The 13,592-nt window shown below is 67.2% G+C and carries 9 protein-coding genes; 1 reads left to right on the top strand and 8 read right to left on the bottom strand.

What is annotated here, in order from left to right:
- Positions 1-11 precede the first annotated feature (11 nt).
- The 6 genes from ACWGE0_RS30655 to ACWGE0_RS30630 all read right to left on the bottom strand — a co-directional run bounded on the left by ACWGE0_RS30655 (position 12) and on the right by ACWGE0_RS30630 (position 10,393).
- Positions 12-4,793, bottom strand: a complete 4,782-nt coding sequence (locus ACWGE0_RS30655) for a DUF4082 domain-containing protein (protein ID WP_452264375.1) — start codon at positions 4,791-4,793, stop codon at positions 12-14.
- A gap of 148 nt (positions 4,794-4,941) precedes the next feature.
- Entirely contained in the window at positions 4,942-6,084 is a 1,143-nt protein-coding gene (locus ACWGE0_RS30650; RefSeq protein WP_452264374.1) for a DegT/DnrJ/EryC1/StrS family aminotransferase, read from the bottom strand.
- Between the two features lie 148 nt (positions 6,085-6,232).
- Positions 6,233-7,264, bottom strand: coding sequence for an NAD-dependent epimerase/dehydratase family protein (locus ACWGE0_RS30645; RefSeq protein ID WP_452264373.1), 1,032 nt, complete (start codon positions 7,262-7,264; stop codon positions 6,233-6,235).
- Positions 7,264-8,286 (bottom strand): Gfo/Idh/MocA family protein, encoded by a 1,023-nt coding sequence (locus ACWGE0_RS30640; protein ID WP_452264372.1) that lies wholly within the window; start codon positions 8,284-8,286, stop codon positions 7,264-7,266. Before ACWGE0_RS30640 ends, ACWGE0_RS30645 begins: the two co-directional genes overlap by 1 nt.
- Before the next feature lie 14 nt (positions 8,287-8,300).
- Positions 8,301-9,755 (bottom strand): sugar transferase, encoded by a 1,455-nt coding sequence (locus ACWGE0_RS30635; RefSeq protein WP_452264403.1) that lies wholly within the window; start codon positions 9,753-9,755, stop codon positions 8,301-8,303.
- A gap of 422 nt (positions 9,756-10,177) precedes the next feature.
- Positions 10,178-10,393, bottom strand: a complete 216-nt coding sequence (locus ACWGE0_RS30630; RefSeq protein ID WP_452264371.1) for an RNA-binding S4 domain-containing protein — start codon at positions 10,391-10,393, stop codon at positions 10,178-10,180.
- A gap of 90 nt (positions 10,394-10,483) precedes the next feature.
- Between ACWGE0_RS30630 and ACWGE0_RS30625 the strand changes: the two genes are divergently transcribed.
- Positions 10,484-11,167, top strand: coding sequence for a DUF2306 domain-containing protein (locus ACWGE0_RS30625; RefSeq protein ID WP_452264370.1), 684 nt, complete (start codon positions 10,484-10,486; stop codon positions 11,165-11,167).
- Positions 11,168-11,457: 290 nt separating this feature from the next.
- Here ACWGE0_RS30625 and ACWGE0_RS30620 read toward each other — a convergent pair whose 3' ends face one another.
- Positions 11,458-12,357: a hypothetical protein gene (locus ACWGE0_RS30620; RefSeq protein ID WP_452264369.1), complete on the bottom strand. Its 900-nt coding sequence runs from the start codon at positions 12,355-12,357 to the stop codon at positions 11,458-11,460.
- Positions 12,354-13,556, bottom strand: coding sequence for a hypothetical protein (locus ACWGE0_RS30615; protein ID WP_452264368.1), 1,203 nt, complete (start codon positions 13,554-13,556; stop codon positions 12,354-12,356). The genes ACWGE0_RS30620 and ACWGE0_RS30615 overlap by 4 nt, the downstream gene beginning before the upstream one ends.
- Positions 13,557-13,592 lie beyond the last annotated feature (36 nt).

Genomic DNA, 13,592 nt, shown 5'->3' with positions numbered 1-13,592 from the left:
AGTAGTCGTGGTCACTGGAACACCACGTCCACCCAGTAGTTGCCTCCGTTGTAGGTCGAGGTCGGGAACCCGGACCCGGCGGTGAACACACCGGCCGAAGCCGTGGCGGCCAGCGGCGGTGAGGTGACCGAGCCGAAGTAGCCGGCGTTCACCGCGTAATGACCTGTGGTGGTCGTGTACGAGGCCACGTAGGTGGTCCCGGCCGTGATCGACACCGGCGAGGAGAACGTCAGCGTCTGCCAGCCCGACTCCGTCTCGGCGGAGAAGGTGCCGGTCGCGAGGCGCTGGCCGTCCGCGGACCAGAGCGACCCGGTGTGGGTGCCGGTGTTGCCGGCGCCCTTGTAGAACTTCACACCGGTGATCTGGCCGTTGGCCGTGGACGTGAACTTCACGCCCAGCTCGTACGCACCGTTGTCATCAGCCGAAGTTACCGTGGGCACGGTCGCTCCGCTGAACAACGAACACGGGCACGTTTGCGTCGTCGCCGAGGTGAACGACCACGTGACGGGGTTCGCCATCATGTTGCCGAACGTGTCGGACATCTTGACGCTCACCGAGTACACAGTGGACGCGGCGAACCTGGCGGCAGGCGTGAACGTGACCATCCTGCTGTCGGGCGAGAGCGCCAGCGTGCCGGCGATCCTCGCGCCACCCGGGTCGGTGACGGTGAACTGCGCGCCGTTCAGGTCGACCGGCTCGTCGAACGAGGCGGTGACCACCGAGTTGAGGTCCACTTCGGACGCCCCGGTCAGCGGGGTGTGCGACTGCAGCACAGGTGCGACGTTGTCCGCGTTGGGCTGGTAGACGACGTCGACCCAGTAGTTGCCGGAGCCGTACGTCATCGTCGGGAACCCGTTGCCGGGCACGAACACGCCGTTCTGCTCCTGCGGTGCCGTCAGCGGTCCCGAGTTCACCGGACCCGTCGCGAAGTACCCGGCGTTCACCGCGTAATGGCCGGTGGTGGTCGTGTACGACGCGGTATAGGTCTGGCCGGAGCTGACCACGACCGGCTGCGAGAACGTCAGCGTCTGCCAGCCCGACGCGGTCTCACCGGAGAACGTGCCGGTCGCGAGGCGCTGACCGGACGCGCTCCACAGCGAGCCCGTGTGCGTGCCGGTGTTGCCCGATCCCTTGTAGAAGCGGACACCGGTGATCTGGCCGGACTGGGTCGGGCTGAACCGCACGCCCAGCTCGTACGCGCCACCGTCGTCGGACGACGTCACGGTCGGAACCGTTGCGGTGCTGAACAACGAACACGGGCAGATCGCCGTGGTCGAGGTCGTGAAGCCCCACTCCGCGGGTGTCGGCATCGCGATGCCGTTGACGTCCGCGATGCCCACGTGCGCCTGGTACCGCGTGCCGGACACGAGCTTGCCGGACGGCGTCCACGTCACGGTCTTCTGGTCGCCGGACAGCGACACCGAGCCGTTCAGCCTGGCGCCCTTGGGATCCGTCAGCCAGATCTGCGCCGACGCCGGGTCGACCGGTTCGCTGAACGTCGCCGTCAGCGGGCTCTGCAGGCCCACGTTCGTCGCGTCGACGCCCGGAGAGCGGTTCGTCACGGTCGGCGGCGTGGTGTCACCGTTGAGACCGTTGCGGTAGATGACGTCGACCCAGTAGTTCGTCGCGTTGTAGGACGAGGTCGGGAACCCGCCGCCACCGCCGTAGCGGTAGACGCCGTTGCCGCCGTCCTCACCGTTCTGCAGCGCGTGCAGCGACTGGTAGCCCGCGCCCTGGCCGTTGAAGTAGCCGGAGCTGACCGAGTACCTGCCGTTCGGGGCGTAGTACGACACGACGTAGGTCGTGTTCGCCTGCACCTGGACCGGCGAGGTGAACATCAGCTTCTGCCAGCCGGACGTGGTCTCCGCGGTGAACGTGCCCTGGGCCAGCAGCTGGCCCGTGGAGGTCCACAGCGAACCGGTGTGCGTGCCGGTGTTGCCGGTGCCCTTGTAGAAGCGGACGCCGAGCACCTCGCCCTTGCCGTCGAAGCGGACCTTGGTGCCGAGCTCGACCTGGGTCGTGTCACCCGCGTCGATCACGGCGGGTGCGGTGAAGTCGTCCCAGATCGTGCACGGGCAGGCCGCCGGTCGAGGCGAGCCGGTCGTGAACGTCCAGTTCGACTGCGTGGACATGTTGTTCGACGCGTCGGCGGCCTTCATCGTCACCGTGTAGGCCGTGGCGGCCGCCAGTGGTGCGGAAGGCGTGAACGTCACGGTCCTGGCGTCCGGCGAGATCGACTTCGTGCCGGACACCGCGCCGCTCGGGCCGGTCACCGTGACCACTGCCGAGTTCAGCGTGACGTTCTCGTCGAACGTGCCGGACACCGTGGTGTTCAGCGCGACGGAGCCGGCGTTGGACACCGGGGACATCGCGGACTGGATCGGCGCGCGGGTGTCGGGACCGGGGTCCGTCGCCCACACCACGTCGACCCAGTAGTTGGTGTCGTCGAAGGTGTTGTTCGGGAAGCCGGTGCCGAAGCGGAACACGCCGTTCGCACCGTCCACACCGGACTTCAGCCCGGTGACCGGTTCCATGTACGCCTGCTGGTTGAAGAACCCGCCGGTGTCATACGCGAAGTGGCCTGTCGGGGTGAAGTACGAGACCACGTAGGTCGTGTTCGCGGTCACCGCGATCGGCGACGGGAAGAGCAGTGTCTGCCAGCCGGTCGGCGACTCGTTGGTGAACGTGCCGGTGGCGAGCAGGGTTCCGTTCGAGGACCACAGCGAACCGGTGTGCGTGCCGGTGTTGCCGGTGCCCTTGTAGAACTTCACACCGCGGACGTAGCCGTTGCTCGCGGCCTTCCACTTGACGCCGAGCTCGAGCTGCGAGCTGTCGTCGGCGGAGGTGACCTTCGGAACCTCCTGGCCGGAGAACATGCCGCACGGACAGGTGCGCGCGCCGACGTTCGGCGACGCCTGCACCGGCGTGGACAGGTTCAGTGAGTCGTCCACCGCACGGACCCGCAGTGCCGAGGCACCGGACTGCGACGGTGTGTAGGTGTAGCTCCACGTCGTCTGCCCGGCCTGCCAGTTGGCGTAGTGCCAGCGGGTGCCGCCGTCGGTGGAGACCTCGACGCCCGCGACCTTGCCGGACGCGTCGATCACCGTGCCGCTGAAGGTGTAGGGCTGACCGACCGTCGACTGCGCCGGCAGGGTCGTGATCTGCACGCCCGGCGCCGCGTTGTCGTTGATGGCGCCGGAGATGACGAGCTGGTCGGCTCCCCACAGCTGGTAGGGCTGCACGCCCATGTCCGCGAGGAAGTTGACGGTCGCCTGCTTGATCCGCTTGTCCGAGGTCGGGGTGTTGGTGAGGAACGCGTGTTCGTCGTCGACGCCCCACGCCCACTGCACCGTGCCCGCGCCGAACACCAGCGCACCGGACGGCGCGCGGTAGTACGTGATCGCGTGCGTTTCGGGACCGCCGCCGTACTCGTCGCCGTAGTTCTTCAGGCCGTAGTAGCCCTCGAGGTTCACCGTCGTGCGCGACATCTGCGCGACGCCGGCGGGCTGGTGACCGTTGTCGTAGACGGTGTTCCACTCATAGCCCAGCGTGCCGGGCTGGAACGTGTAGGTGCTGCCCGACGCCAGGTTCGGCAGGTCGGTGTTGCGCCAGAGCCGCATCTTGCCGTACGCGGCCGGGACCTGCAGCGCGTCGTCGCGACGGCCGTTGACGGTGAACATGTTGCCCAGCAAGGCGTTTTCCGGTCTACCACCGTCTTGAGGTGGGCTGTACCGAGGATCTCGCCAGGTGCCGGTCCAGGTGCTCGTGCCGTCGTTCTGGGTGCCCTTGGTCTCCTTGTAGCAGGAGATGGTGCGCCAGTCCGTCTGGGAGGAGTCGATGCTCTTCTCCCACTTGGTCTTCCAGAAGATCTCGTTGCCGGTGAGGAACGCCATGTGCACGCCGGCGTCGCGGGCGGCCATCACGTTGTTCCACTGCTCGTTCGACCAGTACTCGTCGTGGCCGACCGCCATGAAGACCTTGTGGTTCTTGATCAGATTGCCGCGGCGGGCGGAGTCCACATCGGTCGTGTAACTGAGGTCGTACCCATTGCGCTCCAAGAACCTCAGCATCGGGTACTCGGCGTTGAAGATGAAGTTCTCGTCGCCGTCACCGCCGGTGTACGGACGGTTGTAGCTGACCTTGTACGAGCTGCCGCCCTGGCCGGGGCCGTCACCGAAGTAGAGGCTGTTGCCGCCGTAGCGGTTGTACGCGACCCAGGTGGCGTCGGAGGTCTGGAAGAAGACCTTGGAGGTCGAGCTGTCGTCGCGGACGACGAACGCCATCTCGTTCTCGGCACCGGTGTCGTTGCGCGTCATGCGCACGTAGTAGATGCCGGAGGTCGCGGTGGACGGGATGTTCCAGGTGAGCGACACGGCCCAGTTGCCACAGTCGATGAGCGCGGACGGCGCGTCCCGCAGACATGGTGGCTGGTTCTGCGGGGTGTTGCGCTGGACCGTGCCCATGTGCCGGGCGCCCTTGCCGTTGTACCAACCCATCCGGTAGATGTCGAGCTTGTAGGACGACGCGGACGTGAGCATCTTGAAGCTGACGGTCTGTCCCACGTTGTAGCTGATGTCCGTTGTGTACCCGAGGATCGTGTCGTCGCGGTACTGGGCCTGCCAGTTGTCCGCGCCGGGCTGCGTGTTCTCACACGCGACCTTGTTGCTGACCGGGAAGTCACACGGAGCAGCGTTGGCGTTGGGGGCGTTGAACACCCCGAGCACGAACATCGTCGATGCGATTAATGCCGTGATCACAAGCACCCGCACGAGACGCGACTGCTGAGCCACCATTGGGTTTCACCTCTCGGACGGAGTTACCGTGTGTGATCCACGCACTACGCTGGACAGCACAGGGCTGCTACTCCGAACGTCGGCGATCTGGTTAAAACTGTTACGTGTCAACGTAAAAATGTTCCGGCGCAACCTGAATCTTTATCTTTCAACCACGTACGGTCATTTGGACTGTGTGGAGAGTTTCTGACAACGCTGACACGACGGTGTCCTGTTCGGACTCGGTCATGTCGTGGAACAGCGGGAGAATCAGCGTCCTGGCCGTGAAGGCCTCCGTCACCGGCAGCGCAGCGCTGGGGTGACCCTCGTAGGCGGGTTCGAGGTGTGACGCCATGATTCCGCGGCGTGCCGACACTCCACGTTCGGCAAGCCCCGCAAGGATTTCCTGACGATCCGGCGAGCCTTCCGGCAGCCAGATCCAGAACGACTGGTAGTTCGTCGTGCCGTACTCAGGGTCACCGACGGCGGTGACACCAGTGCCTTCGAGCAACTCGTGGTAGCGCGCGGCCAGCTCACGGCGACGAGCGATGATCGTGTCCAGTTTGGACAACTGCACCAGGCCGACGGCGGCCTGGATGTCGGTCATCCGGTAGTTGAACGCGGTCTCCAGGTACTGCTCGATGACGGCCGACCCGCCGTTGTGGCGGTCCGCCGCGGAAACGCTCATCCCGTGTTCCCGCAAGCGCTTGAGCCGAACGGCCCAGTCGGCGTCGTCGGTGGTGACCATGCCGCCCTCACCGGTGGTGAGGAGCTTGCGCGGGTGGAACGACCAGGCGGCGAGCAGCGCGTTGGTGCCGACCGGCTTGCCCTTGTAGGTCGAGCCGGCCGCGCAGGCCGCGTCCTCGATCACGACGATGCCGCGCGGTTCGCACAACGCCTTGAGCGCGTCGACGTCCGCGGGCACGCCGGCCTGGTGCACGACCATGACGGCGCGGGTGCGTTCGGTGAGAACTGGTTCCACTGTGGACGCGCTGAGGTTGCCGGTCGAGGCCTCGACATCGGCGAAGACCGGGGTCGCGCCGGTGTAGCGGACGGCGTTGGCGGTCGCGATGAACGACAGCGACGGCACGACGACCTCGTCACCGGGGCCGATGCCGAGCAGGTGCACGGCGAGGTGCAGGCCCGTGGTGCAGGACGACACGGCGACACCGTGTGCCGCCCCGACGGACGCGGCGAACTCTTCCTCGAACTGCCGGACCCGCGGACCCTGCGCCACCCATCCGGACCTCACGGCCTCGGCGGCGGCGAGCGCCTCTTCCTCACCGAGCAACGGCCGCATAACCGGAATCACAGCACTACCTCTTCGCTTGCGGATCTGGCGTCTGCAAGTACCGCCAACCGCGAAGTTGGTGGTACTTGCAGACGCCCTAACGGGGGTGCGGCTGCGGGAGCGGCCGACCTGGGGGTGTCGGCGGCGCCCGCAGCCGCGGTCTGGAAGATCAGGCGTTCTGCTCGGCGCTGTTCTGCTCGGCGGCGGCCTTCTCGGCACGCCACCACGCGACGAGGTCGCGCAGACCGCCGTCCATCTCGATCTCGGGCTTCCACCCGAGCTCGGTGGCCGCGAGGCTGATGTCGGCGAGCCGGCGCGTCACGCCGTTCACCTTGCGCTCGGGGCCGTGCTCCAGCGGCAGGTCGGAGTCCATCGCGGCAAGCAACGCGAGGGCGAGCTCCTTGAGCGATGTCTCCTGGGAGGACGCGATGTTGTACACCGTGTCCGTGACCGGCGCCTTGGCGGCGAGGATGTTCGCACGCGCGATGTCGTGCACGTGCACGAAGTCCATCGTCTGCGCCCCGTCGCCGAAGATGAGCGGCGACTTGCCGTCGACGATGCGCTCCATCCAGCGGATGAGCACCTCGGTGTACAGGCCGTGGACGTCCATCCGCGGGCCGTACACGTTGAAGTAGCGCAGCGCCACGTAGTCGAGGTCGTACATGGCCTTGAAGCTGCGCAGCATTCCTTCGTTGAACGCCTTGGCGGCGCCGTAGAAGGTGTCGTTGTTGTACGGGTGGTGCCGTTCGTTGGTGGGGAACGACTCCGCCAGGCCGTAGATCGACGCCGAGGACGACGCAATGACCTTCTTCACCTCGGCGGCCGCGGCGGCCTCCAGGATCGTGAACGTGCCGTCGACGAGGCACTCCAGCGCCAGGCGCGGTTCCTCGGCGCACTGCGTGATGCGGATCGCGGCGAGGTGGAAGACCAGGTCCTTGCCCTCGGTCAGCTCCCGCACGAGCGCCTTGTCGTTGATGTCGCCTTCGACGATCCGGACGACACCGGACTCGAGCGCCCCGGCCAGGTTCTCCCGGCGGCCGCGCACGAAGTTGTCCAGCACGACGACCTCGGCCGCGCCGGCCTCGACGAGCTGGTCCACCACCGAGGAGCCGATCGTGCCCGCACCACCGGTGACGAGCGCGCGCTGCCCCGCGATGGGCTGACCCAATTCCTTCTGACCCAATTCCGTCTGGCCGGACATCAGGAAACCTTGCCTTCAACTTGTTGAACAGGAACGAAAACACCGCCGGTGCGCAACGACTCCGACGCCGCCTCCAGCACCGCCAGCACGCGCAGACCCGCGCGGCCGTCGGTCAGGGGCGGGCGCTTCTCGGTGATGGAGGCCGCGAACTCCGCCATCATCGTGCGCAGCGCCTCGCGCTCCAGCAACGCCGGCGCGACCATGTCACCCGTGCGGTACGAGATCGTGCGCTGTTCCTTGGAGTGGTCGACGCCCCGGTCGTAAATGGACAGTCGCTGGGACGGATTGTTGTCGTCCCACACCACCGTGCGCTGCGAACCGCCGATGACCATCGTGCGAATCTTCGTCGGCGACAGCCAGTTCACGTGCACGTGCGTGATTGCCCCGTTGGACAGCCGCACCGTGAGGTGGCCGACGCACGCGACACCCGCGCCGATCGGGTCCGAGCCGTGCGCCGCGACCTCCACCGGCGTGATGTCGTCGGGCAGGATCGCCTCGAAGATCGACAGGTCGTGCGGCGCGAGGTCCCACAGCACGTCCACGTCCGGCTGCACCAGACCGAGGTTGATGCGCACGGAGTCGATGTACTGGATGTCACCGAGCTCGCCACCGCGGATGATCTTGCGGAGGTGCTGCACCGACGACGTGTAAGCGAACGTGTGGTCCAGCATCAGTGTGAGGCCGCGCTGTTCGGCGGTCTCGACGAGCTTGAGGCCGTCCTCGAAGTTGGCCGCGAGCGGCTTCTCCACCAGGACGTGCTTACCGGCCTCCAGCGCCGCCAGTGCGACGGGCAGGTGCGTGGCGGCGGGTGTCGCGATCGCGACGGCGTGCACCTCGGGGTCGGCGAGGACCTCGTCGAGGGACGCGGTGGCGCGGACCGTCGAGTAGTCGCCGAGCACGCGCTGGGCGCGGCCGACGTCGAGGTCGCACAGATATCTGAGGCGGAGCTCGGGCGTGGCCTGGGCGTTGCGAACGAGGTTCGGCCCCCAGTACCCGGCCCCGATGACGGCAATGCCAATCACAGGAGTCTTCTCCATCAGTAGGCCCCCTGGCCGCCGAAGACGGCGCGGAAGGTCTTCCACATGATCACGAGGTCGAGGGCCAGCGACCAGTCCTCGACATAGCGCAGGTCGAGGCGGATCGACTCCTCCCACGAGAGATCGCTCCGGCCGCTCACCTGCCACAAACCGGTCAGGCCGGGCTTCACCAGCAGGCGGCGCCGCACGTCCGAGGAGTACTTCGCGGTCTCCTCCGGCAGCGGCGGGCGCGGGCCGACGAGCGACATGCTGCCCGCGAGGACGTTGAACAGCTGCGGGAGCTCGTCGATCGAGTACCGGCGCAGGAACGTGCCGACCTTGGTGATGCGCGGGTCCTTCTTCATCTTGAACAGCAGGCCGTGGCCTTCGTTGGCGGCGGCCAGCCTGGTGCGCAGCGCGTCGGCGTTCGTGACCATCGTGCGGAACTTGATGATCGTGAACGGCACGCCGGTCTTGCCGACCCGCTTCTGGCGGTAGAAGACGGGACCGCGGCTGTCGATCATCACGAAGGCCGCGACGGCGAACATCAGTGGTGCGAGCAGGAGCAGGAGGACGAACGCGCCGACGCGGTCGACGACGTCCTTGACCAGACGGCGGAATCCGCTCAGCGCCGGTTCGCTCACCCGCAACAGCGGCATGCCGAGCACGGCGCTCATGTGCAGACGGGGGCCGGCGACCTCCATGAGGCCGGGCGAGACCACCATCTCGGCTCCGGAGCCTTCGAGCGCCCACGCGAGCTGCTGGAGACGGCGAGGTGTCCAGTAGGCGTCGGGCGTGACGGCGACGATGCGGTAGCCACCGCGGCGGACGTGTTCGGCGAGCTCACGGAGCTGACCGACGACGGGCACGCCGTCGACGTCCGTGCCGGAGCGGCCGCGGCCGTCGATGGTGCAGATCGCGTCCACGCGCCAGCCCAGGTGGGCGACGCGGCGCGTACGGGTGATGAGGTCCTCGACCGTGTCCAGGTTGCCGGCGGCGAGGACGGAGAGCAGGAAACGTCCTTCACTGCGGCCGCGGTGCAGTGGGCGGCGCAGGAGGTAACGCATGGGGAACGCGACCAGGGCGATCGCGGGGACCACGACGAAGATCCACAGGCGGGCGCCGGGGATGTCGACGGCGAGCGCTCCGAGGCCGAGCGCCACAACGGCACCGAACAAACCCCGGCCGAGTCTTCGGAACTCCTCGGCACCTTGACCGAGAACCGTCGGCGTCCACACGCGGTTGATCGCGAGCGAGCCGACGACGACAACTACTGTGAGTATGTCCAACAGTGCAAGGGAAATCGGGCCAAAAGCGGCGTGTCGCATGCTCATGACAGCACCGGTGGCGATGACGACCAGGGCAATGGTCAGCACGTCGGCGGTGATCACGGCATAGCGGTAGCGACTTTCCCAGCGGGCTACGGGTGGGTGCGTCTGTCTGTGTTCCGACAGAGGATTGAGCGTGGAGCGCATGCCCTGGGCGTCACGGGCAGCGACGTCACGGGCAGCGCGGACCTGCTCACTCATCGTTCTGATCTCCCCGGCTCAGCGGCGATTCGGACGTGCACGTACGCAGGTCACCCCGAGGACCTCAATCTTGTGACCTCCGGCAACGCCTGGATTCGCAGCGCCACGGCCGAAGCTCGCAACCGATGATTCGCGCGTACCGGCATCGGCGTTACAGGCCTTGGAAAAAAGTTTCCCGATGACCGAATACCGGACGTGACGCGCGTCTCACCACCTGGAAACCGTAAGCGACGCAAGACGATTCCTGCGTGTCCACAAGGGACATAAAGGTTACGGATGTCGCGAGGAAATCGTTCAGATCAGGTCTTCAGGCCCTAGTCCGATCGACTGCGATTGTGCATGTACTTACCGCTGAACGGAGTAATCAGTTACGGCCGAACGGAAATGCGAACTTCCTCACCGTTGACGACCACGACATCTCCTGCGCGCAGCTGTGCACCGCGCCGGACCTCCACAGCGCCGTTGACGTGGACTTCCCCGTCCTCGATGAGCTCCTTCGCATGCCCGCCGTCCTCGGCGAGTGCCGCCAGCTTGAGGAACTGCCCTAGCCTGATCGGCTCTTCGGAGATCTCGACCGTCCGCATGAGTCCCATCATCCCAGTAGGGCGCGCCCCACCGCTCGCTCGGGGGCACGCACCAGCGCGGACGGGTGAAGTCGTTGACAGCCTTGAAGGATGAAAACTTCGCGGGGGTACGTCGCCTGGTTGGCGGTGTCGGGACTGGTGTGCGTGGCGATAACGATCTTCGCCGCGAGCGCGTACGTGACTTTGGACATGAGCCAGGCGAGGCCGGCGTTGCACGGTCCGGTCCACTACGGCCTTCTGGTCGCGCACATCTTCACCGGAACGGTCGCGGTCCTTGCGGGTGTCTCGCAGTTCTGGCCCGGTCTGCGCACGAGACATCCGCGGGTGCACCGCGTGATGGGCCGCGTCTACTTCGGGGCGGTGCTGCCGTCGTCGTTGCTCGGCATCGTGTGCGCCCAGCTGTCGTTCTACGGGCTGGCCTCGTCGGGGCCGCTGACGGTCCTGTCCGTGCTGTGGTTCGTCACCGCGGTCCTCGGCCTGCGGACGGCACGGCGGCGCCGGTTCGGCGAACACCGCATCTGGATGATCCGCGGTTTCGCTCTGACCGGCGCCGCCGTGACGGGTCGCCTGTGGGGCCTGCTGCTCGGCACGCTCGTGCCCGACGGGGACGGGCTGCTGGTCTTCGCCACCGCGAACTGGCTGTCGTTCGTGGTGAACCTGCTGGTGGCCGAGTGGTGGATCCAGTCGCGGGGTTACACCCGGACCTTGCCCTCCGCAGCGTTGAGCCCGAGCATTTCGAGCAGGTCAGCGCAGTCGAGCGCGTTCGTGGCGTGACAGGCCACGGTGCGCGCCGCCTTGCTGTTCTGAATCGTGCTGTGCTCCTTTTCCAGAGCCTTGGCCTCGGCAAAGGTGCCGGTTTCGGGCTCGGCGATCGCGGGACGCGCCCAAGTCATGTCGTGCCTGCTTCCGCATCGGGGGATGTGGTCATCATGACAAGGGGATGTCCGAAACACCAGCTCTGGTGCTTTCCGTAATCATCCACCCACGGAGCGTGCAGCAGCCCGGATCATTGGAGAAAGCGTTTTCCGGGCTGCGGCTTGATCGATTGTTGCCAGGATTTCACGTCACCGGCCGTACCGCAGCACGGACTCCACTTCGGTCACAAATTCAACCAGGCTTTCACCGTCCACATCGTCCGGTGTGGGACCGTCCACCGCGAGCCGTTGCAGCGCAACAGAAGTAGTGGCGCTTTCCCGTGCCAGGCGGCGGAACCCGAACGTGGCCTCGTACAACGACATCGCGGTGCCCAGTGCTGCCAGGGTCGTTGCGGCGAAACCCCACATGGCTCGGCGCGGACCGTCCGCCATGCCCACCGCCGCTGCTGCTGCCGCGGCGATGAAGAAGGTGGCGGCGAGTGCGACGGTCCAGGTGCGAGCGGCGGAGTAGCGCTTGCGGCTGCGTTCGAAGTGGTCGAGCCGGTCCTGGAAGCGGTGGCGCAGGTAGGCCTCGACGAACTGGCCTTCCCGCTGTTTGGTGGTCGCGGGTGGGGGTGGGATGCGGGGCGGCGAGGCCGGAGGTGGGGGCGGGGCGACGCGGGGTGGGGGTTGGACCGGGGGTGGGGTTACCGGCGCCATGCGGATCGTGGGATGGCTCGACGCGGACAGGGCCGGCTTGGCGGCGGGCCTGTCCGCGGGCGGGGCGGACTTCGGCGGGACGGCCTTCGGCGGCACGGGCGCGGCGGACTTCGCCGGCGGAGCTGCTGGTGCGGCGGGAGGAGTCTTGGCCTGCGGGTCGGCCGGAGTCTTGCGCGGAGCCGTTTTCGCGGCCGGTTCCGAGGTCGCGTTCGGGGCCGTTTTCGCGGCCGGGTCCGACGTCGCGTTCGAGGCCGGTTTCCCCGTCGGTTCCGGCTTCACGTCCGCCTTCGAGGCCGGAGTCGCGGCCGGTTCCGGCGTCGCTGGCTGGGCCTCGTCCACGACGGTCTCTTTCTCGGTCTTCGCGGCCTTCTCGTCCTTCTCCGTGCTCATGTCCGCACCACCTCGTGCTTGCGGTCGCTCACAGCGGCCTCCAGGTCTGCCACGCGGTCCAGCCGCGCGTCCTCGGAGGTCGGTGCCGGAGCGGCGAGATGGGCGAAGTACAGGGCCCTCAGGCGTTCCGCGCGGGACCTGGCGGTGAGGTACTTGTCGAGTGACTCGCGTTTGCGCGCCACGATCGTGATGGCCGCGGCGAACGCGCCGCCCGCCACGACGAGCACGCCCGGCCACGGCGTGTCCTTGAGCCACGTCTGCAGCGCGGCGAACACCGTGGTGGTCAGGCCGCCGCCGATCGCCAGCACGGCCGTGAGGCGGTAGCGGTTCTGCTCCACCTCGGCCTGCGCGTCGAGTTCCTGGAACGCCGGTGCGACGACCTGGTTGGCGTCGTGGATGGCGTCGGCGAGTGCCGGGTACGCCACGACGAAGCCGGGGTCGACGAGCGGGCGTGCTTCCGGTGCGCGGTAACGGACCTTCGGCCAGATCTTGGGCGGCCGGATGGGCTTCTCCTTGCCCAGCAACCGTTCCAGTGCGGTGACGGTCTTGCCGGGACCCTCGTCCACGTGGACGATGAAGATCTTGCCGCTGCGCACCAGCACCGCTAGGTCGCCGCTGAGGTTGCCGGTCGCGATGCGGTCCGCGAGGCCACCTGTGCCGGCGAGCACCAGCAAGGCGTTGTCGCCGCTGAGGTGGTCGATCACCTCCTGCTCGTTCTCGCCTCCGACTACGAGAGCGATCACCGGCTTCTTGTGCCGGATGGCGTCGATCGCGCGGAACAGCACCGGGGTCGCGTCCGTCCACTCCGAACCGGGCACGATCACCGCGACGCTGTGGTTGGGTTCCAGCGCGATCTGACCGTTGGTGGAGTTTTCCGTGACGTCGTGCACCTTGCTGCTCGGCGCGACGCCGACCACGACGGGCCAGCGTTGTTCACACGCCTGCAAAGCCATGCCCAGCAAGTGGACAACGCCTCTGTCGGTGCCTTCGGTGACGAACACCGCGCCGTTGCGGGCCGCGGTCACGACGACGGATCTGAGCACCGGCAACAACTTCGCGGCGAGATCCGTCTCGATGTCTTCTGTGGAGCCGAAGACCGAGATCACCGTCCGCCCCCGGGGCAAGCCGAGGGCCTTGGGTTTGATGTCGGCGTCCGGCTGGGACAGCCGTTTGACTGTCGGGCCGCCTGCTGTGGGCATGCCGCGCACCATAACGCCGTGATCGATCGCAGACCA

The sequence above is a fragment of the Lentzea sp. NPDC054927 genome, from assembly GCF_053610285.1.
The sequence above is the reverse complement of the archived record's forward strand: the minus strand, read 5'-3'. Positions and strand labels throughout refer to the sequence as shown.

Excerpts from the sequence above, each read along its gene's own strand:
- ACWGE0_RS30655 (WP_452264375.1), bottom strand. The coding sequence starts at position 4,793 with ATGGTGGCTCAGCAGTCGCGTCTCGTGCGGGTGCTTGTGATCACGGCA.
- ACWGE0_RS30645 (WP_452264373.1), bottom strand. The coding sequence starts at position 7,264 with ATGTCCGGCCAGACGGAATTGGGTCAGAAGGAATTGGGTCAGCCCATC.
- ACWGE0_RS30635 (WP_452264403.1), bottom strand. The coding sequence starts at position 9,755 with ATGCGCTCCACGCTCAATCCTCTGTCGGAACACAGACAGACGCACCCA.
- ACWGE0_RS30630 (WP_452264371.1), bottom strand. The coding sequence starts at position 10,393 with ATGCGGACGGTCGAGATCTCCGAAGAGCCGATCAGGCTAGGGCAGTTC.
- ACWGE0_RS30625 (WP_452264370.1), top strand. The coding sequence starts at position 10,484 with ATGAAAACTTCGCGGGGGTACGTCGCCTGGTTGGCGGTGTCGGGACTG.
- ACWGE0_RS30620 (WP_452264369.1), bottom strand. The coding sequence starts at position 12,357 with ATGAGCACGGAGAAGGACGAGAAGGCCGCGAAGACCGAGAAAGAGACC.
- ACWGE0_RS30615 (WP_452264368.1), bottom strand. The coding sequence starts at position 13,556 with ATGCCCACAGCAGGCGGCCCGACAGTCAAACGGCTGTCCCAGCCGGAC.